At 60.6% G+C, this 22,463-nt stretch carries 25 protein-coding genes and 1 tRNA gene; 18 read left to right on the forward strand and 8 right to left on the reverse strand.

Annotation, left to right across the window (positions count from 1 at the left end; all coding sequences use genetic code 11):
* Nucleotides 1-50: 50 nt before the first annotated feature.
* The 6 genes from ATN84_RS17300 (at nucleotide 51) to ATN84_RS27300 (ending at nucleotide 5,618) form a co-directional block, all read left to right on the forward strand.
* Nucleotides 51-845, forward strand: a complete 795-nt coding sequence (locus ATN84_RS17300; protein ID WP_068882943.1) for a slipin family protein — start codon at nucleotides 51-53, stop codon at nucleotides 843-845.
* 56 nt (nucleotides 846-901) lie between these two features.
* A complete protein-coding gene (locus ATN84_RS17305; RefSeq protein ID WP_068882944.1) occupies nucleotides 902-2,068 on the forward strand; it encodes a 6-phosphofructokinase in 1,167 nt (388 codons plus the stop codon).
* A 110-nt stretch (nucleotides 2,069-2,178) separates the two neighbouring features.
* Entirely contained in the window at nucleotides 2,179-3,303 is a 1,125-nt protein-coding gene (locus tag ATN84_RS17310) for a TRAP transporter substrate-binding protein (protein ID WP_068882946.1), read from the forward strand.
* Nucleotides 3,304-3,378: 75 nt separating this feature from the next.
* Nucleotides 3,379-3,999, forward strand: a complete 621-nt coding sequence (locus ATN84_RS17315; protein ID WP_068882947.1) for a TRAP transporter small permease subunit — start codon at nucleotides 3,379-3,381, stop codon at nucleotides 3,997-3,999.
* On the forward strand, nucleotides 3,996-5,414 hold the full coding sequence (locus ATN84_RS17320; RefSeq protein ID WP_068882949.1) for a TRAP transporter large permease: 1,419 nt from the start codon (nucleotides 3,996-3,998) through the stop codon (nucleotides 5,412-5,414). The genes ATN84_RS17315 and ATN84_RS17320 overlap by 4 nt, the downstream gene beginning before the upstream one ends.
* Before the next feature lie 42 nt (nucleotides 5,415-5,456).
* Complete coding sequence (locus ATN84_RS27300) at nucleotides 5,457-5,618, forward strand: hypothetical protein (RefSeq protein WP_161939588.1); 162 nt, start codon at nucleotides 5,457-5,459, stop codon at nucleotides 5,616-5,618.
* 12 nt (nucleotides 5,619-5,630) lie between these two features.
* Here the strand turns inward: ATN84_RS27300 and ATN84_RS17325 are convergent, their stop codons facing one another.
* The 3 genes from ATN84_RS17325 to ATN84_RS17335 are packed head-to-tail and all read right to left on the reverse strand — an operon-like array spanning nucleotide 5,631 to nucleotide 8,555.
* On the reverse strand, nucleotides 5,631-6,308 hold the full coding sequence (locus ATN84_RS17325; protein WP_068882951.1) for an ABC transporter ATP-binding protein: 678 nt from the start codon (nucleotides 6,306-6,308) through the stop codon (nucleotides 5,631-5,633).
* Nucleotides 6,305-7,546, reverse strand: coding sequence for an ABC transporter permease (locus ATN84_RS17330; protein WP_068882953.1), 1,242 nt, complete (start codon nucleotides 7,544-7,546; stop codon nucleotides 6,305-6,307). The genes ATN84_RS17325 and ATN84_RS17330 overlap by 4 nt, the downstream gene beginning before the upstream one ends.
* Before the next feature lie 7 nt (nucleotides 7,547-7,553).
* A complete protein-coding gene (locus ATN84_RS17335) occupies nucleotides 7,554-8,555 on the reverse strand; it encodes an efflux RND transporter periplasmic adaptor subunit (protein ID WP_068882955.1) in 1,002 nt (333 codons plus the stop codon).
* Nucleotides 8,556-8,743: 188 nt separating this feature from the next.
* On the opposite strand from ATN84_RS17335, the gene ATN84_RS17340 reads away from it, so the two are divergent.
* Both ATN84_RS17340 and ATN84_RS17345 read left to right on the forward strand, forming a co-directional pair.
* Nucleotides 8,744-9,433, forward strand: coding sequence for a TetR/AcrR family transcriptional regulator (locus ATN84_RS17340; protein WP_068882957.1), 690 nt, complete (start codon nucleotides 8,744-8,746; stop codon nucleotides 9,431-9,433).
* 63 nt (nucleotides 9,434-9,496) lie between these two features.
* A complete protein-coding gene (locus tag ATN84_RS17345; RefSeq protein ID WP_068882959.1) occupies nucleotides 9,497-9,871 on the forward strand; it encodes a VOC family protein in 375 nt (124 codons plus the stop codon).
* Between the two features lie 169 nt (nucleotides 9,872-10,040).
* Here ATN84_RS17345 and ATN84_RS17350 read toward each other — a convergent pair.
* A tRNA-Leu gene (locus ATN84_RS17350) sits at nucleotides 10,041-10,125 on the reverse strand.
* A gap of 168 nt (nucleotides 10,126-10,293) precedes the next feature.
* Between ATN84_RS17350 and ATN84_RS17355 the strand changes: the two genes are divergently transcribed.
* A complete protein-coding gene (locus tag ATN84_RS17355) occupies nucleotides 10,294-10,875 on the forward strand; it encodes a YqaA family protein (protein ID WP_068882961.1) in 582 nt (193 codons plus the stop codon).
* Nucleotides 10,876-10,878: 3 nt separating this feature from the next.
* Nucleotides 10,879-11,409: a disulfide bond formation protein B gene (locus ATN84_RS17360; protein ID WP_068882964.1), complete on the forward strand. Its 531-nt coding sequence runs from the start codon at nucleotides 10,879-10,881 to the stop codon at nucleotides 11,407-11,409.
* 141 nt (nucleotides 11,410-11,550) lie between these two features.
* Here the strand turns inward: ATN84_RS17360 and ATN84_RS17365 are convergent, their stop codons facing one another.
* The gene (locus ATN84_RS17365; RefSeq protein WP_068882966.1) at nucleotides 11,551-12,108 is read right to left on the reverse strand and encodes an HNH endonuclease; all 558 of its coding nucleotides are present in this window, start codon (nucleotides 12,106-12,108) and stop codon (nucleotides 11,551-11,553) included.
* A gap of 180 nt (nucleotides 12,109-12,288) precedes the next feature.
* Nucleotides 12,289-12,933: a DNA-3-methyladenine glycosylase family protein gene (locus tag ATN84_RS17370; protein WP_068882968.1), complete on the reverse strand. Its 645-nt coding sequence runs from the start codon at nucleotides 12,931-12,933 to the stop codon at nucleotides 12,289-12,291.
* 70 nt (nucleotides 12,934-13,003) lie between these two features.
* Here ATN84_RS17370 and gluQRS point away from each other — a divergent pair, with 70 nt between their 5' ends.
* From gluQRS to mbfA, 7 genes are all read left to right on the forward strand, one after another.
* A complete protein-coding gene (gene gluQRS / locus ATN84_RS17375; protein ID WP_068882970.1) occupies nucleotides 13,004-13,879 on the forward strand; it encodes a tRNA glutamyl-Q(34) synthetase GluQRS in 876 nt (291 codons plus the stop codon).
* A 70-nt stretch (nucleotides 13,880-13,949) separates the two neighbouring features.
* The gene (locus tag ATN84_RS17380; protein ID WP_068882972.1) at nucleotides 13,950-15,977 is read left to right on the forward strand and encodes a hydantoinase/oxoprolinase N-terminal domain-containing protein; all 2,028 of its coding nucleotides are present in this window, start codon (nucleotides 13,950-13,952) and stop codon (nucleotides 15,975-15,977) included.
* Between the two features lie 136 nt (nucleotides 15,978-16,113).
* Entirely contained in the window at nucleotides 16,114-18,285 is a 2,172-nt protein-coding gene (locus tag ATN84_RS17385; RefSeq protein WP_068882974.1) for a malate synthase G, read from the forward strand.
* Nucleotides 18,286-18,395: 110 nt separating this feature from the next.
* Complete coding sequence (locus tag ATN84_RS17390; protein WP_068882976.1) at nucleotides 18,396-18,977, forward strand: helix-turn-helix domain-containing protein; 582 nt, start codon at nucleotides 18,396-18,398, stop codon at nucleotides 18,975-18,977.
* Between the two features lie 10 nt (nucleotides 18,978-18,987).
* Nucleotides 18,988-19,497 (forward strand): GNAT family N-acetyltransferase, encoded by a 510-nt coding sequence (locus ATN84_RS17395; RefSeq protein WP_068882978.1) that lies wholly within the window; start codon nucleotides 18,988-18,990, stop codon nucleotides 19,495-19,497.
* 5 nt (nucleotides 19,498-19,502) lie between these two features.
* Nucleotides 19,503-19,994, forward strand: coding sequence for a GNAT family N-acetyltransferase (locus ATN84_RS17400; protein WP_068882981.1), 492 nt, complete (start codon nucleotides 19,503-19,505; stop codon nucleotides 19,992-19,994).
* A gap of 124 nt (nucleotides 19,995-20,118) precedes the next feature.
* Complete coding sequence (gene mbfA, locus ATN84_RS17405) at nucleotides 20,119-21,102, forward strand: iron exporter MbfA (protein ID WP_068882984.1); 984 nt, start codon at nucleotides 20,119-20,121, stop codon at nucleotides 21,100-21,102.
* Here the strand turns inward: mbfA and ATN84_RS17410 are convergent.
* A complete protein-coding gene (locus ATN84_RS17410; protein ID WP_082766348.1) occupies nucleotides 21,085-21,507 on the reverse strand; it encodes a cupin domain-containing protein in 423 nt (140 codons plus the stop codon). The genes mbfA and ATN84_RS17410 overlap by 18 nt on opposite strands.
* A gap of 138 nt (nucleotides 21,508-21,645) precedes the next feature.
* The gene (locus tag ATN84_RS17415; RefSeq protein ID WP_068882988.1) at nucleotides 21,646-21,861 is read right to left on the reverse strand and encodes a DUF6356 family protein; all 216 of its coding nucleotides are present in this window, start codon (nucleotides 21,859-21,861) and stop codon (nucleotides 21,646-21,648) included.
* 118 nt (nucleotides 21,862-21,979) lie between these two features.
* Between ATN84_RS17415 and ATN84_RS17420 the strand changes: the two genes are divergently transcribed.
* On the forward strand, nucleotides 21,980-22,450 hold the full coding sequence (locus ATN84_RS17420) for an Lrp/AsnC family transcriptional regulator (RefSeq protein WP_068882990.1): 471 nt from the start codon (nucleotides 21,980-21,982) through the stop codon (nucleotides 22,448-22,450).
* The last annotated feature ends 13 nt before the right edge of the window (nucleotides 22,451-22,463 follow it).

Raw genomic sequence — 22,463 nt, forward strand, 5'->3', positions numbered from 1 at the left:
GCACCGGCAACCTGTTATCCCTGAATACGTTTTGACTGGAGGATCTTTCGATGTTTAACGGTATTACCTTTCTTGCTCCCATCATTATTCTGCTACTGGTCTTTCTCGCGGCCGCCATCAAGATCCTCCGGGAATATGAGCGTGGCGTCGTATTTACACTTGGACGTTTCACCGGAGTGAAAGGTCCCGGCCTCATCATCCTGATCCCGTTCATTCAGCAGATGCTGCGCGTCGATCTCAGGACGTTGGTGCTCGATGTGCCGAGCCAGGACGTGATTTCGAAAGATAATGTCTCGGTGCGGGTGAACGCCGTCCTCTATTTCCGTGTCATCGATCCCGAACGGGCGACCATCCAGGTTGAAGACTTCATGGCGGCGACGAGCCAACTCGCCCAGACGACGTTGCGCTCGGTGCTCGGCAAGCATGACCTCGACGAAATGCTGGCCGAACGTGACAAGCTCAACAGTGACATTCAGGAGATCCTCGACGCCCAGACCGACGCCTGGGGCATCAAGGTCGCCAATGTCGAGATCAAGCATGTCGACATCAATGAATCCATGGTGCGCGCCATCGCCCGCCAGGCGGAAGCCGAGCGCGAACGCCGCGCCAAGGTGATCAATGCCGAAGGCGAGGAACAGGCGGCACAGAAGCTTTTGGAGGCCGCCAATATCCTGAGTCAGCGGCCGGAAGCGATGCAATTGCGCTATCTCAGCACGCTGAACGTTATTGCCGGAGAGAAGAATTCGACCATCATCTTCCCCTTCCCCATGGAGCTTGGCGATTTCTTCAAGCAGGCTGCGGCCGCAACCACCCCGACGAAGCCCTCCACCAGATCCGCTAAATAGTCTGGTCATGGGCCTGCGCCCGATGCAAGAATGAGCGCAACAGAGGGAGGGTGGATATGAGTGAGACATTCGTGATCGCGCAGGGCGGCGGCCCGACAGCCGTGATCAACCAGACGCTGGCGGGAACGGTCATCGAGGCGCGACGCCGCTATCCGGGTGCGCGCGTACTCGGCGCCCGCCATGGCGTGCGCGGCATCCGAGACGGCGATTTCGTCGATCTTTCGGCGCTATCAGACGAGGAATTGAAGCGCATCGCGGCAACTCCCAGCGCCGCGCTCGGCAGCACCCGCGACAAGCCCGATACTGCCTATTGCGAAACGATCCTGAAGGGCCTGCGCCAGGCGGGCGCGACCGCGTTCGTCTATATCGGGGGGAATGATACCGCCGGAACCCAACAGATTCTCGCCGAAGCCGCCACCGGCGATATTGCCTTCGTCCATGCACCCAAAACCATCGACAATGATCTGGTCGAGAACGACCACACGCCGGGTTTCATATCCGCTGCCGAATTCGTCGCCGGCGCATTTCTCAGCATCGACCTCGATTTCCGGGCACTGCCCGGCATCTATGTCGGCATCGTCATGGGCCGACACGCGGGTTTTCTCACGGCCGCATCTGCTGCCTGGCGACAGGACGATGAAAGCGCTCCGCATCTCGTCTATGTGCCCGAGCGCGCCTTTTCGGCGACGCGGTTCGTCGATGATGTGCGCGCCGTCGTGAGCCGTCATGGCCGCTGTGTCGTGGCAATGTCTGAAGGGGTTGCCACTGAAGACGGCCGCCCGCTGGTGGAAAGCCTCGTCCCGGCCGACAGGCTCGAACGCGACGCGCATGGCAATATCCAGCTTTCCGGCGGCGATCTCGGAATGGCGGTCGAACAGCTCCTGAAGGATGGTCTGCCCGGCACACGCGCTCGTGTTGATACATTCGGCTATCTGCCGCGCGGCAACATCGCCACCATCAACCCGACGGATGCGCGCGAGGCCTTCGAGGCAGGCGTTTTCGCAGTCGAGGCGGCAGCACGCGGCGGTGGCTCCGTCGCCCTGCAATATGGAAACGGCGCAACGCTTCCACGGCTCGTTCCGCTCGCCGAGGTCGCCGGAAAGACGCGACATATGCCCGACGATTTCCTGATGCCGGAGGCCAATCAGGTCTCGCCTCAATGCATGACCTATCTCAAGCGATTGCTGCCCAAGCGCTTCGATCCGGCAAAGTCGTTCGTTTAAATCCGCAGTGGCCGCAATCCCTTCGCCAAATGTTTAGGTTTTCATCGCGGCTGAGATAGCTTATCCTTCCAAAAAATAAGGCGAAAAGCCACATCAACCGGGAGGAACACATGCCAAGTGGAGAAATTTCACGTCGTAAATTCTTGCGTAATTCTACGGTTGCAGCGTCTGCTGCCGCCGGAACCTTGTCTGCGCCTGCAGTTTTGGCGCAGTCACCCATCACCATCAAGATGCAGACCTCATGGCCGGCATCGGATATCTGGATGGACTTTGCCCGCCAATATGTAGAACGGGTCCAGCGCATGTCCGGAAACCGGATCAAGATCGATCTTTTGCCGGCTGGCGCAGTGGTCGGTGCCTTTCAGGTGCTCGACGGCGTCAATGACGGTGTTCTCGATGCCGCCCATACCGTTCCGGTCTACTGGTACGGCAAGCACAAGGCAGCCTCGCTCTTCGGCACCGGTCCGGTCTTCGGCGGCAGCGCGACGACCATGCTCGGCTGGTTCTATGCCGGCGGTGGCAAGGAGTTTTACCGCGAGCTGACGCAGGATATCCTGGGCCTCAACGTCTACGGCTTTTACGGCTTTCCCATGCCGGCACAGCCATTCGGCTGGTTCAAGAAGCCGGTTGAGACTGTCCAGGACATACAGGGTTTCAAATACCGCACCGTCGGGCTCGCCGCCGACCTCATGCAGAAAATGGGCATGAGCGTCGCCCAGCTTCCGGGCGGCGAGATCGTGCCGGCCATGGAGCGCGGCGTCATCGACGCCTTCGAATTCAACAATCCGTCGTCGGATTTGCGCTTCGGTTCAGCGGATGTCGCCAAGAACTACATGCTGTCTTCCTATCACCAGGCGAGTGAATCCTTTGAATTCCTGTTCAACAAGGATTTCTTCGACGGCCTTCCCGACGATCTGCAAGCCATCCTTGAATATGGCGTGGAGGCGGCGAGCACCTCTAACACGGCTCTCGCTTTGGACAGTTATTCCAGCGATCTGGAGAAGCTGCAGAACGAGCACGGCGTTGCCGTGCACCGGACCTCGAAGGAGATCCTCGACGCTCAGCTCAAGGCGTGGGACGAGCTCATTCCCATGCTCGAAGAGGACGAATACATGAAACGTGTCCTCGATAGCCAGCGCGAGTGGGTCGACCGCGTCGTCTTCTACGAACTGATGAATTCGCCTGATCTGGCTTTGGCCTACGAGCATTATTTCCCCGGAAAGCTGAAGCTCTAGTTCCGGGAATCCGACACATCGCAATCCGGCGGCTTCGGCCGCCGGTAAGCTCCCGCAAGTGGTCAGGATTTTTGCATGCTTGGCTATATCAGGTTCGCCGATCGCCTTTCGGCCTGGTTCGGAAAAGCCTTCGCCTGGTGCGTGGTGATCATGACGATCGGCGTCGGCTACGAAGTTTTCGTCCGCTACGTGCTGAACCGCCCCACCGCCTGGGCGTTCGATCTCAGCTACATCATGTACGGCACCATGTTCATGATGGCCGGGGCATATACGCTCTCCCGCGACGGCCATGTGCGTGGCGATTTCGTCTATCGCCTCTGGAAACCCACCACCCAGGCGAAAGTGGAGCTTGTGCTCTATGTTCTCTTCTTCTTCCCCGGCATCCTGGCGCTGATCTTCGCCGGCTGGCGGTATGCGAGCAGATCCTGGCGCTATTTCGAATCGAGCTCGATGAGCCCGGCGAACATTCCGATATTCCAGTTCAAATCCGTCATCGTGGCTGCCGGAATTCTGCTCCTGATCCAGGGTATCGCGCAGGTGCTCCGCTGCATCGTGACCATCCGGACCGGCGAGTGGCCCAGGCACGAAGAAGACGTGGAGGAACTTGAAAAAATCCTCCTGAAGGAGGGGGCTGCGGCGCTGCGTCATGGCGACGAAGCCGTCGACATCGTCATACCGGGGGAGAAAAGGCCGTGACCGATCCGCAAGTCGCGGTGGCGATGCTTGGCATCTTCATCTTCATTATCATGCTCGGCTTTCCCATCGCCTTCACCTTGATGGCTATGGGCATCGGCTTTGGCTATTACGCCTATTTCGACGCCGGCCGAATGTGGGTGCCGTACCGGCGCGCTCTGGAACAGGATGCCGATACGCTGACCCTGGTCCAGCACTGGATCGGCGGGTTCTTCAACAACAGGATATTCGACCTGTTCGTCAACCAGACCTATTCGGTGATGGCCAATGACGTTTTGACGGCCGTACCGCTGTTCCTCTTCATGGGGTATATCGTGGAACGGGCGAACATCGTCGATAAGCTCTTTCACACGCTCAGCATTGCCACCCGCCGCATCCCGGGCTCCATGGCCGTTGCCGCGCTTATCACCTGCGCGCTGTTCGCCACCGCCACCGGCATCGTCGGCGCGGTCGTGACGCTCATGGGCCTTCTGGCCTTTCCGGCCATGCTGAAAGCGCGCTACGATACGCGGTTTGCATCCGGCGTCATCTGTGCCGGCGGAACGCTTGGCATCCTCATACCGCCATCGATCATGCTGATCGTCTATGCCGCGACATCGGGCGTTTCCATCGTGCGGCTCTACGCCGGAGCCCTGCTTCCGGGCCTGCTGCTGGCCGGGCTCTACCTCGTCTATATCGTCGTGCGCGCCACGCTTCAGCCGTCGCTTGCGCCACGGCCCGAAGAACCGGAAGAGAAAATCCCGGTAATGAAGCTCTTCTGGATGCTTGCGACATCCTTTCTGCCGCTTGCCGTGCTCATCCTGTCGGTGTTGGGCGCGATCCTCTTCGGCCTGGCCACACCGTCGGAAGCCGCGGCCATCGGAGCACTCGGCGGCCTCGTGCTGGCAATGGCCTATCGTGCGCTGACATGGACGCGATTGCGGGAATCCGTTTATCTCACGGTGCGTACGACGGCCATGGTCTGCTGGCTCTTCGTCGGTTCCTGGACGTTTTCCTCCGTTTTTTCCTATCTCGGCGGCGAGCAGGTCGTCAGCGAGTTCGTCCGTGGGCTGGACCTCACACCGCTGCAGTTCCTGCTGCTGGCGCAGCTGATCATTTTCCTCCTGGGCTGGCCGCTGGAATGGTCGGAGATCATCATCATCTTCGTGCCGATCTTCCTGCCGCTTCTGCCGCATTTCGGCGTCGATCCGCTGTTCTTCGGCATTCTGATCGCGCTCAATCTGCAGACGTCGTTCCTCACCCCGCCCATGGCGATGTCGGCCTATTATCTCAAGGGTATCGCTCCGCCACACGTGCATCTCATCGAAATCTTCCGCGGCTCGATGCCCTATCTGGCCATGGTCCTGCTCTCGATGGTCATCCTCTATGTATATCCCGATATCGCCTATTGGCTGCCGCGGGTGATCTATGGCCGGTGATGAAATCCAAAAACCGCAGCGCGGAAAGGATCGGAAATGACGATGAACAGGATCATTGCCCTGGCAGCGCTTTTGACTTTTGCGGCCTTCATTGGCATCATCGCCTTCCGCGTCCGGTCACTTGACCTTACGATCGTTTCGGTTATCGGCGTCGGCTTGGCGAGCTGGGATTTCTGGCGGCAGCTCTTTCCCCGGAAGCGATAGGGGCCAATCCGTTCATGGTTCGGCGACCCTCCCGTCGACCAGATGGATGCGGCGATCCATCCGTGCGGCCATGTCCATGTCATGGGTGACGGCGATGACGGTCTTGTTACGTTCGCGCACCAGCGTTTCGAGAATATGGAACACTTGCTCCGAACTCTTGGTATCAAGACTGCCTGTCGGCTCGTCCGCCAGCACGATCGGCGGATCGTTGGCAAGCGACCGGGCGACGGCGACGCGCTGGCGCTGACCGCCGGAAAGCTGGTCCGGCCGCTTGTCGAGATGGCCGGCGAGTCCCAGCGATTCCAATAGCTCCGTCGCTCTTGCACGCATCTGCGATCGCGATAATCGCCCCAGCTTGCGCATCGGGATTTCGACATTCTCGCGCACCGTGAATTCCGGCAGCAGGAAATGGAACTGGAAGACGAAGCCCAGCATCGCAAGACGGGTCCTCGCCCGCACCTCTTCGTCCATCGGGCCGGTGTCGCGTCCGCCGATCTTCAACGTGCCGCTCGTCGGCTGATCGAGAAGACCGAGCAGATAGAGAAGTGACGACTTTCCCGATCCGGACGGACCGGTGACGGCGACGAATTCCTTTTCGCCAACTGACAGCGACACGTCTTTCACCAGCGTCACCGGCACAATGGCCGGCAGGATGCGCGTGAGGTTTTCCGCTTCGATCAGCGTGCTCATGTCGCGCCCCGGATGATATCGACGGGATTGAGCTTCGCCGCCTTGCGGGCCGGCAGATAACCGGCCACCGCGGCTGAGGCAAGCGCGAAACCTGCGGCAAGCAGATAGTGCAGGAAGCTCCAGGCGATCGGCAGCCGCGTCATCTCCTGTCCGGTGGTGGCGAGCTCGAACCGCACCTGCGCCAGTGCATAAACGAGCGTGAAGCCGAGCAGCCAGCCGATGAACGATCCCGCAGCACCGATGGCAACGCCCTCGATCAGGAACAGACGCCGCATGTCGCCTTCGGCAAAGCCGAGCGACTTCATGATGGCGATGTCGCGCGCTTTTTCATGGGTGATGGTGGAGATGATATTGAAGATGCCGAAACCGGCGACGAGCATGATCGCGGCCACCACCGTGTACATGATGACATTGCGGATCACCAGCGCTTCCAGGATGGATTCATTCGCCTCCTGCCAGGCCTCGGCTTTGTAGCCGAGCTCGGCCTCCGCCCGCTTCGCCACGCCGGGCGCCGCATTGGGATCGGCGAGCTTGATGCGAATGTCATTGACCGCATTGGCCCGCTCGCTCAGGATCTGCGCGTTCTTCAGAAGCACATAGGCCTCGCCCTCGTCGCGTGCCGTAGTGCCGGTATGGAAGAGGCCGGCGATCTTGAAATTGCGTGACAGGCCGGTGGAGGATACCGCCGTGATCGTGTCGCCGAGACCGGCGCCGAGACGGGACGCCATGGTATCGCCGATCAGTATGTTGTTGCCGCCAGCCGTCAGCCTGTCGAAGCTGCCTTGCACGAAATCGCCGACGATCGGCGACACGCCCCGTTCAGCGTCGGGATCGACGCCGATGATCGAGGCCCCGACATCGCGGCCGGAATAGCGGATAACGCCCTGCGCCTTCAGGCTCTCCGCCACCCGGCCCGGCACCCAGCCCCTCAGCCAGGTGAGCGCCGCCGTCGGATTGATGATACCGCGCCGATCCTCCCGTGGCCGCAGACCGGAAATAGCGACGGTTTCGAAGACATCCTCGGCCGGCTGGCGCGGCGGCGTGCGCCGCTCGTCGGTGATCTGCACATGCGGCATGGTGTTGACCAGCTGCTCGATGAAATCGTCCTGCCCCCCTTGCATCAGTGCCGCCATGGCGATCGAAAAGCCGACGCCCACCGCCACGCCCAGGATCGCCACGAGGGTCTGGCGTCCGCGTCCGACGATGTGGGTAAAGGCGATTTCGAGGATGAGGCGCATTCCCTTCTCACTCCCTCGCCAGCGTCACGCGCACGCCGTCGCCAAGATCCTCCGGAAAGGGCGATATGACGCGGGCATCAGGGGCAATGCCGGACAGGACCTCCACCTCCTGCAGGCCACGGATGCCGATATCGAGCTTCCGCTGCACGGCCCTGTCGCCTTCGACAACATAGACCTCGTCACCGCGAAGCGCGAGCGACGGCACAAGCAGCGCGTTTTCGGAAACCCGGATGACGATATTGACGTCAACCGACATGCCGATCATCAGCGGCGTATCATCAGGCAATTTGAGGCGAACCCGGTAGGTCTTGTTGACCGGATCACCCTTCGGCGTGATGCTGTCGACGACCGCCTCCAGCCTGCGGCTCGCAAACGCGTCAGAACGCAACAGCGCCCGCTGGCCTACCTTGACGCGCGGAATATCCTCTTCATTGACATCGGCGATGACGAGGAGCGGCCTGGGCTGCCCGACCCAGAACAGTGCCGTTCCCGGCTCCGCGATCTCGCCCACCTCCGCGTCCCTGCGCAATACCACGCCGTTCGCCGGCGCCCGCAGGATATAGCTGTCAAGCCGCGCTTTCTGCCCGGCCACCAGCGCCTCGAGCTGCGCCACCTCGCTGCTCGCCCGGTCGAGCGCCTGCCTGCTTGCGGCGTTGCGGTCGGCAAGTACGGAAAGGCGCCGGTGTTCCTCTCGCGCTAGGCGCAGACGCGCTTCAAGCTCGTGCAGAGCCGATTCTGCCTCACTGGCATCGAGCCGGGCAAGCACCGCGCCCTTCTTCACCTGCTCTCCCTCGCAGTCGCATTCCTCGATGATGCGTTCACGCACGAGCGACGTCACCTTGGCCCAATTGCGCGGCTCGACCACACCACTGGCATAGACGATCTCGGCCGCCTCTCCCCGCTTAGGCGTAATCGTCGTGACCGGCGTCGGACGCTGCATATACCAATAGCCGCCACCGGCAAGCGCCAGAACTATGGCGACGACGGTTAATATCCGGAACATCCGCATCATCTTTCTCCGGCGGTAAAAACAGGGTCGCGAGTGCCCGGACTATAGCAATAGACCGACGGTCGGTCTATAATGGAAACACACGCCCGCAGAGGGGTGCGACGAAGTTGCCGCGATAAAGCGAATGTGCGTTTTCACCTGACCCGCACGGAAATAAGGATACGCATGCAATTTGAGGATTCCTGCCCATGATTCGTGTCGTCAAGGCACCCGAGGTGCGCCTGACCGAGCTGCTGGACTGCGCGCAGCGGCTGTTCTTCAGCCGGGGCTACGACAACACGACCATCAACGACATCATTACGGAAGCAGGCTTGTCGAAAGGCGCCTTCTATCATTATTTCGCTTCGAAGGAGGCGCTTCTGGAAGCACTCGCCACCCGCATGGCGCGCGACAGCGTGAAAGAGCTCGAGCCTCTCCTGGAAGACCTCGAACTCGATGCAATCGGCCGTCTCAACGCGTTTTTTGCCGGATCGCGGCGCCTGAAGGTCGAGATGGCGCCGCACATCCGCAACACATTCGAGGTGATCTTCCGCCCCGAGAACATCGTACTCTTCCACCGGATCGACCAGGCGGTGACGGCCGTCGTCACGCCGATTCTGGCCGCGCTTCTGGCCGAAGGGCACGAGGCGGGCATTCTCGATGCACCCGACCCGCAGGCCGTCGCCGAAATGCTGCTGCAGCTTCGCCTCATCCTCGGCCCGGTGATGCATAAGGCGCTGCTGCAGGCGAAGGACGGCAATGTTGATGAACCGGCCAGGGTGCTCGACGAACGGCTGCGCCTTTACGGCATCGCCATTGACCGCGTGCTGAAACTGCCAGACGGCACGATCAAGGTGGCCGAAGAAGGCTTCGCCCGCGCGCTGCTTGAGCCGGATTGAAGAAGCCGGGGAGCCCGCCGCTGCAACCAACCATAACTAACGATCAGAGCAGGAGACTGAAGAATGAGCAAGGTGTTGGGAATTGGCGGATTGTTCTTCCGAGCGCAGGATCCAAAGGCGTTGGCCGCCTGGTATGAACGACATCTCGGCATCAGTGATATTCATAAGGCGGTTTGGCATCAGGAAGCCGGCGATACGATCTTCGGGCCGTTCTCCCATGACACAAACTATTTCGGCCGGCGCGAGCAGCAGTGGATGATCAATTTCCGGGTTGAAGATCTGGACACGATGATTGCTGATTTGAAGGCCAGCGGGATAGCTGTCGAGACACGGGCCGAGTGGGATTCGGAAGTCGGCCGTTTCGCCCGTATTCACGACCCCGAGGGCAATCCAGTCGAGCTCTGGGAGCCGGCAGCACCGAATAGGTCAAAGTCCTAGGGCAGGCTCTTCCCAAACGGCTTTAAAATACCCAACATGGGCGCCTACAGCATCGGCCTGAAAATCGGAATCGATTTTCAGAAAGCCTGGATAGCGTAGATTCAATAACTTAGAGCGTCCTTTGTGCGTCCTAACGGACGCACGGCGCTGTAGGATTTCCATTGAGAAATGGTGCCCCTGGCCGGGATCGAACCAGCACTCCTTGCGGAACTCGATTTTGAGTCGAGCGCGTCTACCAATTCCGCCACAGGGGCCAGACGCCGAAGGCAGCGTCGGACGGCCGGACTATAATTAGAAGTGCCTCTCCGTCAACAGGAGATCGCATCGCAGCCGCACAATAGTTATGTGCACTGCAATTGCCTGATGCCGCTTTTGCCTCTAGAGAACATGATCACAGACCCAATTCCGCACCAGGAAAGCTGATGCTGCGCCGACTTTACGACTGGACACTCTCGCTCGCTTCCAGAAAATCCGCCCAATGGTGGCTTGCTGGTGTTTCCTTCATCGAGAGCTCTGTCTTCCCGATCCCGCCCGATACGCTGCTCATCCCCATGGTCTTGTCCTACCGGGCGAAATGGCTGCGCTATGCCCTGATCTGCACGATTTCCTCGGTAGCTGGTGCTCTCCTGGGCTATGCCATCGGCGCCTTTCTCTACGACACCGTCGGCCAGTCTATCCTCGCCTTCTACGGCCAGGAGCAGGCGTTTCAACGCATCGCCGACTGGTATAATCGCTGGGGCGGTTGGGGCGTGCTCTTCGCCGCGGTCACGCCTTTCCCCTATAAGGTGCTGACCATCTTTTCCGGGGCGACAGGACTCAATCTCGCGGTGTTCATCGTCGTCTCCATCCTCGGGCGAAGCCTTCGGTTCTTTCTGGTCGCGGGCCTCCTATATCGTTTTGGCCCGCCGATCCGCACCTTTATCGAGAAGAATCTGGGCCTTCTTTTCACCCTTTTCATGGTCTTGTTGATCGGTGGTTTCGTTGCCGTTCGCTATATCTTCTAGGATATGCCAATGAATCTCACAGCATCGACGGGCAGGCTCCAGACGATCACCGCCGCGTTTCTGGCCATCGCCATGGCCGCGACCGTCGGTGGCGCGCTCGGCTTCGAGCATCTGGGCGGCTTCATGCCGTGCAAGCTCTGCCTGGAGCAGCGCACGCCTTATTACATTGGCGCGCCGCTGATGGTTCTGGCGGTTTTCTCCAGCAGCCTGAAATGGCCCGGCTGGCTGACGCGCGGCCTGCTTCTCATCGGCGCGCTGCTGATGACCTATGGTCTCGTGCTCGCCGTTTTCCACGCGGGCGTGGAGTGGAAGTTCTGGGCCGGCCCGACCGACTGCTCGGCAGCCACCATGTCGATCACCACAGATGCCGGCAATCTCTTGAGCGACCTGAACTCAGTCCGTCCGCCCGCCTGCGACCAGGCGGCAGGCCGCTTCCTTGGGCTTTCCTTTGCCGGCTGGAATGCGGCAGCAAGCCTGATCTTCCTGGCGGTCGGCCTCTACGCCGCTTTCGCCCGGTCGGGCGAACGCGCGTAAGGGTGTGTTGAGATTCAGGTCAGGGCGAGGCGAGAATGATGCTTTTCGAGAACCGGAGCGCAGCGTACTTATAGTATGTGAGCACCGGAAGCGTAGAAAAGCCTTATTCGCAGCCCGCCCTGACCTGAATATCGGCGCACCCTAAGGCTCCAGTTCGACATCCCAGTAGAGATAATCCAGCCAGCTCTCGTGCAGGAAATTGGGCGGGAACAGCCGGCCATTATTGTGCAGATCGTGCACGGTCGGCGGATATGGCTTCTGCCGTGGCCACATCTTGGCTTCGGCGGGCATCATGCCCCCCTTGCGCAGATTGCAGGGGGAGCAGGCCGCCACGACATTCTCCCATGTCGTCTCGCCGCCATGCCGGCGCGGGATGACATGATCGAAGGTCAGATCCTCGTGCGTCCCACAATACTGGCACTGAAAACGGTCGCGCAGGAAAACGTTGAAGCGGGTGAAGGCTGGATTGCGTGAGGGGCGCACATAGGTCTTGAGACAGACCACGCTCGGCACGCGCATGGAGAACGATGGCGACGCGACTTCGTGCTCATACTCGGCCACGATATTCACACGGTCGAGGAACACCGCCTTGATCGCGTCCTGCCAGGACCAGAGCGACAAGGGATAATAACTCAACGGACGATAGTCCGCATTTAGGACCAGAGCGGGTAACCCGCCGGGCGAGACGGCGACCGTCAAAAAATCACCTCCTTTGGAGCAAGCCCGGGAAAAGTGTGAAACGATTTTTCCGTCCGGGCTTGCGTAAACAAAGAATCCAATCAGCCGACCGGGATAATGTAAGCCGGAGGTGACACTATTGTGAAGCGGCAAAACGATGAGGGCGCCATCACGCCTATCAATTCCTCTGTTTTTGCATTCTCACAGGAGCGGTGTGGCCTCCCTGCCGCGAATGGCGGCGTAATACGCCCAGAAGAGCCGTGCTGCCACGCCTCGCCAGGGCGACCAAGCCTCCGCGAGAACCCGCAGATCCGCCGCCGTGGGACGTGATTCGCGGCCGAATGCATGCCCCACCGCTGCCTGCAGCGCCACGTCGCCGGCCGGAAAGACATCCGGATGACCGGCGGCAAAGAGGAGATAGACTTCCGCCGTCCACGGGCCGATGCCCTTGATTGCCGTCATTGTGGTAATCGCTTCCTCCGCCGGGTGATTGCAGAGACCGAAAAGGTCGAGTTCTCCGGCAAGCACAGCCTTGGAGACATGGACGAGCGTGCTCTGCTTCGGCCGCGACAGGCCGGCGAGACGCCAGGCCTCCTCGCCGCGTTCGAGATAGTTTTCAGGCGTCAGCGGGGCGACATGCGTCTTCAGCCGCGCCCAGATGGAGGCTGCGCTTGCCGTCGACACCTGTTGCGCCACGATGATGGAGGCAAGGCTTTCGAACCCCGGCTGAGAACGGCGCAACGGCACGGCATGGGCGCGGCTGCGTATGTCGACCAATCGCGCATCGGCAAGAACCAGAGCATCGAGCCCTGCCTCAATATCGTCAATCGTGTCGATCCGCTGCATCCTCTGGCCTTTTCTTTTGATCACGAGAGACCTACCAAGGGGATCAGATGACAATCAACTGACATGCAACATGACCCAGCCTGTCTTTCGCTTCGCGCCCAGTCCCAACGGTCTCCTGCATCTGGGGCATGCCTATTCAGCGCTCCTCAATCAGCGCATGGCCGAGGAAAGCGACGGGCGCTTCCTCCTGCGCATCGAGGACATCGACACAACCCGCTGCACGCCGGAGCTGGAGCGGCAGATGATAGAGGATTTGCGTTGGCTCGGGCTTTCCTGGGAGGAGCCGGTGCGCCGGCAGTCGCAGCATTTTGCCGATTACAGGGAAGCGCTCGATACGCTCATCGAAGCCGGATTGGTCTACCCCGCCTTCATGAGCCGGGGCGAGGTTCGCGCCCGCATCGAGGAATGGGCGCGCGGAGGACGCGAATGGCCGCATGACCCAGACGGTACGCCGCTCTACCCTCAGGACGAGCGCTCCATGCCGGAAAGCGAGCGCCACCGCCGCATCGCCGAAGGCGAGCCCTTTGCCTGGCGCCTGAACGTGCAGAAGGCGATGGCACGCTATGGCAAGGATCTTTACTGGGAGGAAAGCGGCGCGGGTCCCGAGGGCGAGACGGGTCGGGTCGCCGCTGATCCCACTCTCTGGGGCGATGTCGTCATTGCCCGCAAGGAGACGCCGACCAGCTATCACCTCTCGGTCGTCATCGACGATGCACTGCAGGGGATCACTCATGTGGTGCGCGGGCGCGATCTCTTCCATGCAACGACCATGCACCGGCTCCTGCAGGAAATCCTCGGGCTTCCCGTGCCGCTCTATCATCACCACGACCTGATCCTGGATGAGCATGGCCGCAAACTCTCCAAAAGCCGGGGCGATACGGCACTCGCCTCGCTGCGGCAGGCGGGCATGCAGCCCGAGGATATAAGACGGCAGGTTGATCTTTGACACGCTCTCCATCTGGAAAGGACCAGCGCCATGCGCTAACCCTCCTCTTTGAACAGGGCGAGGAGTAATCGTGACAGCAGGTGCAGAACCGGATGATGAGCGCGATGCGCTCTTTCTCGGCATAGATACCGGCGGCACCTATACGGATGCCGTGCTCTGGTCGGAAGCAAGGGGTGTCGTCGCCAAAGCCAAAGCGCTGACCACCCGCCATGATCTCGCCGAAGGCATCGCCAATGCCGCCGACCGGGTGATTGCTACGGCGGAAATCGATCCCGCCATCATCCGCCTCGTCTCGATGTCGACGACGCTCGCCACGAATGCCCTTGTCGAGGGCCAGGGCGGACGCATCGCGCTCGTCATGATCGGCTTTGCCGAAGCGGATCTCGATAAATCGGGCCTGCGCCAGGCATTGGGCTCCGATCCGGTAGTCTTCGTCGCCGGCGGCCATGACGTGCACGGCCAGGCGAAAGCGCTCGATATCGAACCGCTTGAAACGGCGCTACCAGACCTCGCCGGAACCGTATCCGGCTTTGCCGTCTGCGCCTATTTTGCCGTGCGCAATCCCGTGCATGAGCTCGCAGTGCGCGATCTCATCAGGCAGAAAACCGGCCTGTCCGTGACTTGCAGCCACGAGCTTTCGGCCAAGCTCAACGGGCCGCGCCGGGCGCTCACCACGGTGCTCAACGCCCGTCTGATTGCAATGATCGACCGATTGATCAAGGCAACGGAAAGCTTCCTCGGCAAACGCGGCATCCATGCGCCGCTGATGGTGGTGCGCGGCGATGGTGCACTGATCTCATCCGCCTTTGCCAGGACGCGACCGATCGAGACAATCCTCTCCGGACCAGCGGCAAGCCTTGTCGGCGCCCGTCATCTGACCGGGCTCGACAACGCCCTCGTCTCCGATATCGGCGGCACGACCACCGATGTCGCCGTGCTCGACCGCGGCCGGCCGCGCCTTGATCCGGAAGGAGCAACAGTGGGCGGCTTCCGCACCATGGTGGAAGCGGTGGCGATGCGCACCTTCGGCCTCGGTGGTGACTCCGAAATCATGCTCGACGACCAGGCGCTGACGCCGAGACTGAAGCTTGGGCCCCGCCGCCTCGTGCCACTTGCGCTCCTGGCGAAAAATCATGGGGCGGATGTCCTTGCGCATCTCGAACGGCAGCTGAAATCGCCACAGCTGGGCCGCCTCGACGGACGTTTTGCGCTCCGCACCGGCGTGCCGGAGGCGCTGGCAGCAGGACTGAGCGCTTCGGAAGCCGAGCTCTACCAGCGCATCGCACGCGAGCCGCAGCCGCTCGACAAGCTGCTCTCCTCCACCTCACAGACCGCAACGCTCAACCGGCTGGTGGCGCGCGGGCTTGTCCATATTGCAGGCTTCACGCCCTCCGATGCCTGCCATGTGCTGGGCCTCCAGCAAAACTGGGATGCCGATGCTGCTCGCCTCGGAGCACTGCTCTTTGCCCGCCGCAAGGATGGTATAGGCCGCCCTTTTGCCGAAACGCCGGAAGCACTGGCGAAACAGGTTTATGCTGCCCTGATCCGCCGCTCGTCGGAAGTGATCCTCGAAACCGCCCTCGCCGAAGACGGACTCGACGGCCCACAGACCATGGCGCATCCGCTCATCGAGCGCGCGCTGTCCGGCAAGAGCGGGATCGCCGGCGTAGAGATCGCCATTGACCGTCCTATCATTGGTCTCGGCGCCTCAGCCCCGATCTATTATCCGACTGTCGGCGAGACGCTGGGCGTCGAAGCACAGGTGCCCCAGGATAGCGATGTCGCCAATGCGCTGGGCGCCGTGGTCGGCCAGGTCCGCGTTTCGCTCACCGCCGAGATCAGCCAGCCCGTGGAAGGGTGCTTCCGGGTCAGCGCGGGCGAGATGATCCGCGATTTCGCTGACGAGGAGGAAGCCCTTGCCTTTGCCGAAGCGATATTGCGCGAACAAGTCGCTGCCCGTGCCACCGACGCCGGAACCGATGAAGCTGAAATCACCGTCAGCCGGGACATTCGCGCGGCCACGGTCGAGGACAAGCGGACATTTGTTGAGGCGATCCTCACGGCGACGGCCAGCGGCCGCCCGCGTATCGCGCACTAAGAAACCTTTTCCACCAGGTTGAAAATGATGTTCATTTTTGACGGATTGACGAAACTCGCGCGGCGGGTTTCAACCATAATCAAATCATGAGACAAAAGCCGGAGACCTGCCGGATATAACCCAAGGAGTGCCTGTCATGAGCGAGCGCATCGAGATCGACGGATTGAAGGTCGCAAAGGAACTCTATGATTTCATCAACAATGAAGCGATACCCGGCACCGGCGTGGAGCCTGCCGCTTTCTGGTCTGGCTTCGCGGGAATCGTGCGGGACTTGGCGCCCAAGAACCGCGAATTGCTTGCAAAACGCAATGCGCTCCAGGCGAAGATCGACGATTGGTACAAGGCCAAGCGTGAGACGGGCTACACACAAGAAGAATATCAAGCTTTCCTGAAAGAGATTGGCTATCTCCTGCCCGAGGGCGAGAAATTCTCCGTCTCCACTGCCGATGTCGACCCCGAGATCACGGTTACGGCCGGACCGCAGCTCGTCGTCCCCGTCATGAATGCGCGTTACGCGTTGAACGCCGCCAATGCCCGCTGGGGCTCGCTTTACGATGCGCTCTACGGCACCGATGCCATTCCCGAAACGGATGGCGCGGAAAAGGCCGGCAGCTACAACCCGAGGCGCGGTGAAAAGGTTATCGCCTGGGCCAAGGCGTTTCTCGATGAAAGCGCACCGCTTGACCATGGCAAATGGAAAGAGGTCACCGGTTTCACTGTCGAAGAAGGCACGCTCACCCTCAAGCTCGCCGGCGGCTCGACAACGCGCCTTAAGGATATCGGCCAGTTCGCAGCCTATCGTGGCGAACCGGCTTCCCCTTCCGCTCTCCTCCTGGTCAAGAACGGCATCCATGTCGAGATCGACATCGACGCCGCCCACCCGATCGGCAAGACCGACCCGGCGCATATCGCCGATGTCGTGCTGGAATCCGCGCTGACTACAATTCAGGACTGCGAGGATTCCATTGCCGCCGTCGATGCGGAGGATAAGATCGTCGTCTATCGCAACTGGCTCGGCCTGATGAAGGGCGATCTGGAAGACACTTTCGAAAAGGGCGGCAGAAAGATCACCCGTCGCCTCAATGCCGACCGGGAATACACTGCACCTAACGGTGCGCACTTCACCCTGCCGGGCCGCTCGCTCATGCTGGTGCGCAATGTCGGCCACCTCATGACCAATCCCGCGATTCTCGACGCGGAGGGCAACGAGGTTCCCGAAGGCATCATGGATGCCGCCTTCACCTCGCTCATCGCATTGCACGACGTCGGGGCGAACGGGCGCCACAAAAATTCCCGCGCCGGTTCCGTCTATATCGTCAAGCCGAAGATGCATGGGCCGGAGGAAGTCGCCTTCGCCTCAGAACTCTTCGCCCGCGTCGAAAAACTCATCGGCATGAAGCCCAACACGCTGAAGATGGGCATCATGGACGAGGAGCGCCGCACCACCGTCAATCTCAAGGAGGCTATCCGCGCGGCGAAGGAGCGCGTCGTCTTCATCAACACCGGCTTCCTCGACCGCACCGGCGATGAAATCCACACCTCGATGGAAGCCGGCCCGATGATCCGTAAGGGCGACATGAAGCAGGCGGCCTGGATCGGCGCCTATGAAAACTGGAATGTCGATATCGGTCTCGAATGCGGGCTCTCCGGCCACGCGCAGATCGGCAAGGGCATGTGGGCCATGCCCGACCTGATGGCAGCGATGCTGGAGCAGAAGATCGCTCATCCGAAAGCCGGCGCCAACACCGCCTGGGTGCCCTCGCCGACGGCGGCGACGCTCCACGCCACCCATTATCACAAGGTCGATGTCGCCGACGTGCAGGAAACCCTGAAGAGCCGCTCCCGCGCCAAGCTGGACGACATCCTCTCCGTTCCCGTGGCGAGCCGCCCGAACTGGACGCCGGAAGACATCCAGCACGAGCTGGACAACAATGCGCAAGGCATTCTCGGCTATGTCGTGCGCTGGATCGACCAGGGCGTCGGCTGCTCCAAGGTACCCGACATCAACAATGTCGGGCTGATGGAAGACCGCGCCACGCTACGCATCTCCTCCCAGCACATCGCCAACTGGCTGCATCATGGCGTGGTTTCGCCTGAACAGGTGATGGAGACGATGAAGCGCATGGCTGCCGTCGTCGACAAGCAGAATGAAGGTGATCCCAACTATCGCCCGATGGCCAAGGATTTCGACGGCTCCGTCGCCTTTCAGGCCGCCTGCGATCTCGTCTTCAAGGGCCGCGAGCAGCCCAACGGCTATACCGAGCCGGTGCTGCATGCCCGCCGCCTGGAGCTGAAAGCGAAGAGCTGACGCCAGCATTTTAAGACGGCAGAGGAGCGGCGGGAGCAATCTCGCCGTTTTCTTTTATCACTGCGATAATACCGCTTGACTCCATTATAGTAGATATTAATTCTAAAATAATGGAAAATGCAATCGACCACCTCGACAACGCCATCGGCGAAAACCTGCGCAACCAGCGTTTGGCACAGGGGCTGACACTGGACGCCCTTGCAGAAGCATCAGGCGTCAGCCGCGCGATGATCTCCCGCATCGAGCGCGGCGAGACAAGCCCGACAGCACAGTTGCTGGCAAGGCTGTGCGCGGCGCTCGGTACTTCCCTTTCGATCTTCTTTGCCCATGCCGAGAAGCCCGCCTCGCCCTTCCTCGCCCGCAGCGAACAGCCCGTCTGGCGCGATCCTGATACCGGCTATGTCCGCCGCGCGGTTTCGCCGCCCGGCACCGGCTCGAATGTCGATCTGATCGAGGTGGAATTTCCGCCGGGTGCGCGCGTCGTCTTCGCCCCGCAGACCGCCAATGCCGGCATCACGCAACACATGTGGCTCTTCGAGGGCGAGATGGAGATGAAGGTCGGCGAGGCGGAATACCGGCTTCGCCCCGGCGACTGCCTGTTCATGCCGCTCATGGCAGGTATCACCTTTCACAATCCCGGCCAGGCGCCGGCACGCTACGCCATCGTGCTGGAACGCCGCTCCGGCTTCTAGGAAATTCCCCATGATCAGAGTGCTCGATGCAGATGCAGCCCGCGCCGCCCTCCCCGCGCTTGCCGAAATCCTCTCCGATTGCGTCAATGGCGGCGCGTCCGTCGGTTTCATGATGCCCTTCTCCCCCGGAGATGCCCTGCCCTACTGGTCGCGTGTCTCATCCGAGGTCGAAGCCGGCAGCACGATCCTCCTCGCCGCCGAACATCGGGGCGAAATCGTCGGCACGGTGCAGCTCGGCATGGCGCAGATGCCCAACCAGCCGCATCGCGCCGATATCAAGAAGTTGCTCGTCCACCGCAAGGCGCGTGGCTTAGGGCTTGCCCGGCAATTGATGGAGAGCGCCAGATCAGAAGCTCGCAGACGCGGCAAGGCGCTGCTTTGCCTCGACACCGCCACCGGCAGCGAAGCCGAGGCGATCTACGCCCATCTTGGCTGGGAGAAGGCGGGGATCATTCCGAACTATGCCCTGTTCCCGGACGGCCGCTACTGCGCCACCACTCTCTTCTACAAAGGTATCTAGAACTCATGTCCATCATACGCCACGCGACTGAAGCCGATCTGCCGGCCATCCTCGCCATCTATAATGATGCCGTGGAGAACACGACCGCCATCTGGAACGAGACGCTGGTCGATCTCGAAGATCGGCGCGCCTGGCTGAAGACGCGCACGACAAGCGGCTTCCCGGTTCTGGTCGCAGAGCGGGACGGACAAACCATTGGCTATGCCAGCTACGGGGCTTTCCGCGCCTTCGACGGCTATCGCCACACCGCCGAGCTCTCCGTCTATGTCGACAAGGCCGCGCGCGGCGGCGGCATCGGTCGCCTCCTCCTGACCGGGCTGATCGAGGAGGCGAAGCGGCGCGGCGTGCATGTGCTGATCGCCGGGATCGAAGCCGGCAATGCGCCTTCCGTCGGGCTCCACGCCTCCCTCGGCTTCACGGAAACCGGACGGCTGCCTGAAGTCGGCCGCAAGTTCGACCGCTGGCTCGATCTCGTCCTGATGCAGCGCATTCTCTGAATACGCTTCACCTCTTCCTGCTTTGCAGCCATGCAATCCGGCATGGGTAGGCTGTTTCTTTGCACGTTGACTTTTCGTATTTCCGGACTAAGTTTAGAATAATTCTAAACTCGGATCCACGATCATGTTCAGCCGCTTTTTCCGCGCGGGGCGACGCCCCTTCGATTCGCTTTCCGAGCAAGAGATCCTGGCGCTCGCCATCTCGTCCGAGGAGGATGACGGCCGCATCTATCTCGCCTATGCCGACGGGTTGAAGGACGAATTCCCGCAGACGGCGCAGATCTTCGAGGAGATGGCGGCGGAAGAAAGCACCCATCGCGAACGGCTGATCGAGATGCACCGCAAGCGGTTTGGCGATCGCATCCCGCTGATTCGGCGTGAGCATGTCAGCGGCTATTACGAACGCAAGCCCGACTGGCTGGTTCGCCCGCTCGGCATCGATAAGGTGCGCCAAACGGCTGAAGAGATGGAGGACCAGGCCTATCGTTTCTATATCGAGGCATCCAAACGCGTCAGCGACGCGTCGACCCGTAAGCTGCTCGGCGATCTCGCCATGGAGGAAAAGCAGCACGAATCGCTTGCTCACCGTCTCGGGCTCAAGCACACTCCGACTGACGTTCAGCAAGAAGAGCGCGAGACCGAGCGGCGGCAGATGATCCTGACCTATATCCAGCCGGGCCTCGCCGGGCTGATGGATGGTTCGGTCTCCACCCTTGCCCCCATTTTTGCCGCAGCCTTCGCCACACAGGACACATGGCAGACCTTCCTGGTCGGCCTGTCGGCCTCCGTCGGCGCCGGCATCTCCATGGGCTTCACCGAGGCTGCGCACGATGACGGCAAGCTTTCCGGGCGCGGCTCGCCCACCAAGCGCGGCATCGCCAACGGGCTAATGACGACGCTGGGCGGGCTCGGCCATGCCTTGCCCTATCTCATTCCGGATTTCTGGACGGCGACAAGCATCGCCATTGCCGTGGTTTTCGTCGAGCTATGGGCGATCGCCTATATCCAGAACCGCTTTATGGAGACGCCTTTCCTGCGCGCCGCTTTCCAGGTGGTGCTCGGCGGCGCGCTGGTCTTCGCCGCCGGCGTTCTAATTGGCAACGCCTGATGGCGCCTTATCGGGCAAGATAATATTGCTCTTTCCTTCTTCGACCTGGTCGATGACAAGCAGTTCGAGAGGGGTCGAGCCAATATTGGTTCCTTGGTGCCACTGGTCGATCGCTTCCACGATGAATTCACCCGTTTTGAAGACCCGGCTTTTTCCTGTGTCCTGGTTGGAGACACGAAGCATGCCCGCAAGAACATAGCCGTAGCGTGGATAGCTGTGCTTGTGTATGGGCAATTCCGCGCCCGGTGCGATTTCATATTTTGAAACGATGACCTGCACATTCCCTTGCGGCAGCGAGATGATTTGTCCGCTTGTCGTTCTGTCAGTTTCAAGAATAGGCGTTATAATCACATCCTTGCCCTTCTTCACTTCCTCAGCCTGAAGAGGAATTGGAAGAATAAGCATAATATATGTCAGAAATATTCTTTTTACTACGTTTCTCACAAGAATATATATTCTGTATACAGTATCTCTACAGAATATCTCCCAACTTTTAAGTAAAAACTTTTTGCTTGGGTCGGAGCGCTGGCGGCGGCGAACGCCTCATCGCCCCCGGTCGTGCGTCCGCTCATAGAGCGTGCGGATGATCCCGCTTGCCGTCTTTTCGAACAGGAAGGGCAGGACGGCATGGATCATTGCGGCGAAGGCAGCGGCGAAGAGCTTGACGGAAAAGCCCGCCGCAAAGGCCATGTGCTCGAAATAGGTTTCGTCGACGGATGCCGGATGATCGGTAAAAAGTCGCGTGATGCGGGTCGTCATGTCAATGTCCCTTATGATCCCTCTGAAATGACAATTTTTGGAATTTTATCAATTATTTCCGGGCTACACATCCCAAATTATCCTTGTCATCTCACCTTTTTTGAGACAAAAATCCCATATGAACGCAGAACTCGATGAACTGGACCGTAGGATTCTTGCCGAGCTGCAGCGCGACGGCACGCTGTCGGTCGACGCGCTCTCGGAGAGGGTGCACCTTTCCCGCAACGCCTGCTGGCGCCGCATGAAGCGGCTGGAGGAGGAAGGCGTCATCACCGGCCGCGTCGCGCTCATCGATGCTGATCGCGTCGGCCTCGGTCTTTCCGTCTTCATCCTGGTGAGGACGTCGAACCACGATCCGGACTGGCTGAAACGGTTTCGCGAGGCGGTCTCCTCGCTGCCGGAGGTGGTCGGCGTCTATCGCATGACGGGCGACCTCGATTATGTGCTGCGTGCCCGCGTGGCCGACGTGAAGGCCTATGACCGGCTGTATCAGCGGCTGATTGCCAGGATCCCGCTTTCCGATGTCTCCGCCTCCTTCGTGATGGAGGAGATCAAGGAAACAACGATCGTCCCGTTGGAAATCCGGTAACGAGGCCTTATAG

Origin of the sequence: Paramesorhizobium deserti, assembly GCF_001558695.1 — a bacterium.
GTDB lineage: Bacteria > Pseudomonadota > Alphaproteobacteria > Rhizobiales > Rhizobiaceae > Paramesorhizobium > Paramesorhizobium deserti.

What these genes read in the sequence shown, in the direction of transcription:
- ATN84_RS17300 (WP_068882943.1), top strand. Translation starts at nt 51, where the DNA reads ATGTTTAACGGTATTACCTTTCTTGCTCCCATCATTATTCTGCTACTG.
- ATN84_RS17305 (WP_068882944.1), top strand. Translation starts at nt 902, where the DNA reads ATGAGTGAGACATTCGTGATCGCGCAGGGCGGCGGCCCGACAGCCGTG.
- ATN84_RS17310 (WP_068882946.1), top strand. Translation starts at nt 2,179, where the DNA reads ATGCCAAGTGGAGAAATTTCACGTCGTAAATTCTTGCGTAATTCTACG.
- ATN84_RS17315 (WP_068882947.1), top strand. Translation starts at nt 3,379, where the DNA reads ATGCTTGGCTATATCAGGTTCGCCGATCGCCTTTCGGCCTGGTTCGGA.
- ATN84_RS27300 (WP_161939588.1), top strand. Translation starts at nt 5,457, where the DNA reads ATGAACAGGATCATTGCCCTGGCAGCGCTTTTGACTTTTGCGGCCTTC.
- ATN84_RS17325 (WP_068882951.1), bottom strand. Translation starts at nt 6,308, where the DNA reads ATGAGCACGCTGATCGAAGCGGAAAACCTCACGCGCATCCTGCCGGCC.
- ATN84_RS17330 (WP_068882953.1), bottom strand. Translation starts at nt 7,546, where the DNA reads ATGCGCCTCATCCTCGAAATCGCCTTTACCCACATCGTCGGACGCGGA.
- ATN84_RS17335 (WP_068882955.1), bottom strand. Translation starts at nt 8,555, where the DNA reads ATGCGGATGTTCCGGATATTAACCGTCGTCGCCATAGTTCTGGCGCTT.
- ATN84_RS17340 (WP_068882957.1), top strand. Translation starts at nt 8,744, where the DNA reads ATGATTCGTGTCGTCAAGGCACCCGAGGTGCGCCTGACCGAGCTGCTG.
- ATN84_RS17345 (WP_068882959.1), top strand. Translation starts at nt 9,497, where the DNA reads ATGAGCAAGGTGTTGGGAATTGGCGGATTGTTCTTCCGAGCGCAGGAT.
- ATN84_RS17355 (WP_068882961.1), top strand. Translation starts at nt 10,294, where the DNA reads ATGCTGCGCCGACTTTACGACTGGACACTCTCGCTCGCTTCCAGAAAA.
- ATN84_RS17360 (WP_068882964.1), top strand. Translation starts at nt 10,879, where the DNA reads ATGCCAATGAATCTCACAGCATCGACGGGCAGGCTCCAGACGATCACC.
- ATN84_RS17370 (WP_068882968.1), bottom strand. Translation starts at nt 12,933, where the DNA reads ATGCAGCGGATCGACACGATTGACGATATTGAGGCAGGGCTCGATGCT.
- gluQRS (WP_068882970.1), top strand. Translation starts at nt 13,004, where the DNA reads ATGACCCAGCCTGTCTTTCGCTTCGCGCCCAGTCCCAACGGTCTCCTG.
- ATN84_RS17385 (WP_068882974.1), top strand. Translation starts at nt 16,114, where the DNA reads ATGAGCGAGCGCATCGAGATCGACGGATTGAAGGTCGCAAAGGAACTC.
- ATN84_RS17390 (WP_068882976.1), top strand. Translation starts at nt 18,396, where the DNA reads ATGGAAAATGCAATCGACCACCTCGACAACGCCATCGGCGAAAACCTG.
- ATN84_RS17395 (WP_068882978.1), top strand. Translation starts at nt 18,988, where the DNA reads ATGATCAGAGTGCTCGATGCAGATGCAGCCCGCGCCGCCCTCCCCGCG.
- ATN84_RS17400 (WP_068882981.1), top strand. Translation starts at nt 19,503, where the DNA reads ATGTCCATCATACGCCACGCGACTGAAGCCGATCTGCCGGCCATCCTC.
- mbfA (WP_068882984.1), top strand. Translation starts at nt 20,119, where the DNA reads ATGTTCAGCCGCTTTTTCCGCGCGGGGCGACGCCCCTTCGATTCGCTT.
- ATN84_RS17410 (WP_082766348.1), bottom strand. Translation starts at nt 21,507, where the DNA reads ATGCTTATTCTTCCAATTCCTCTTCAGGCTGAGGAAGTGAAGAAGGGC.
- ATN84_RS17415 (WP_068882988.1), bottom strand. Translation starts at nt 21,861, where the DNA reads ATGACGACCCGCATCACGCGACTTTTTACCGATCATCCGGCATCCGTC.
- ATN84_RS17420 (WP_068882990.1), top strand. Translation starts at nt 21,980, where the DNA reads ATGAACGCAGAACTCGATGAACTGGACCGTAGGATTCTTGCCGAGCTG.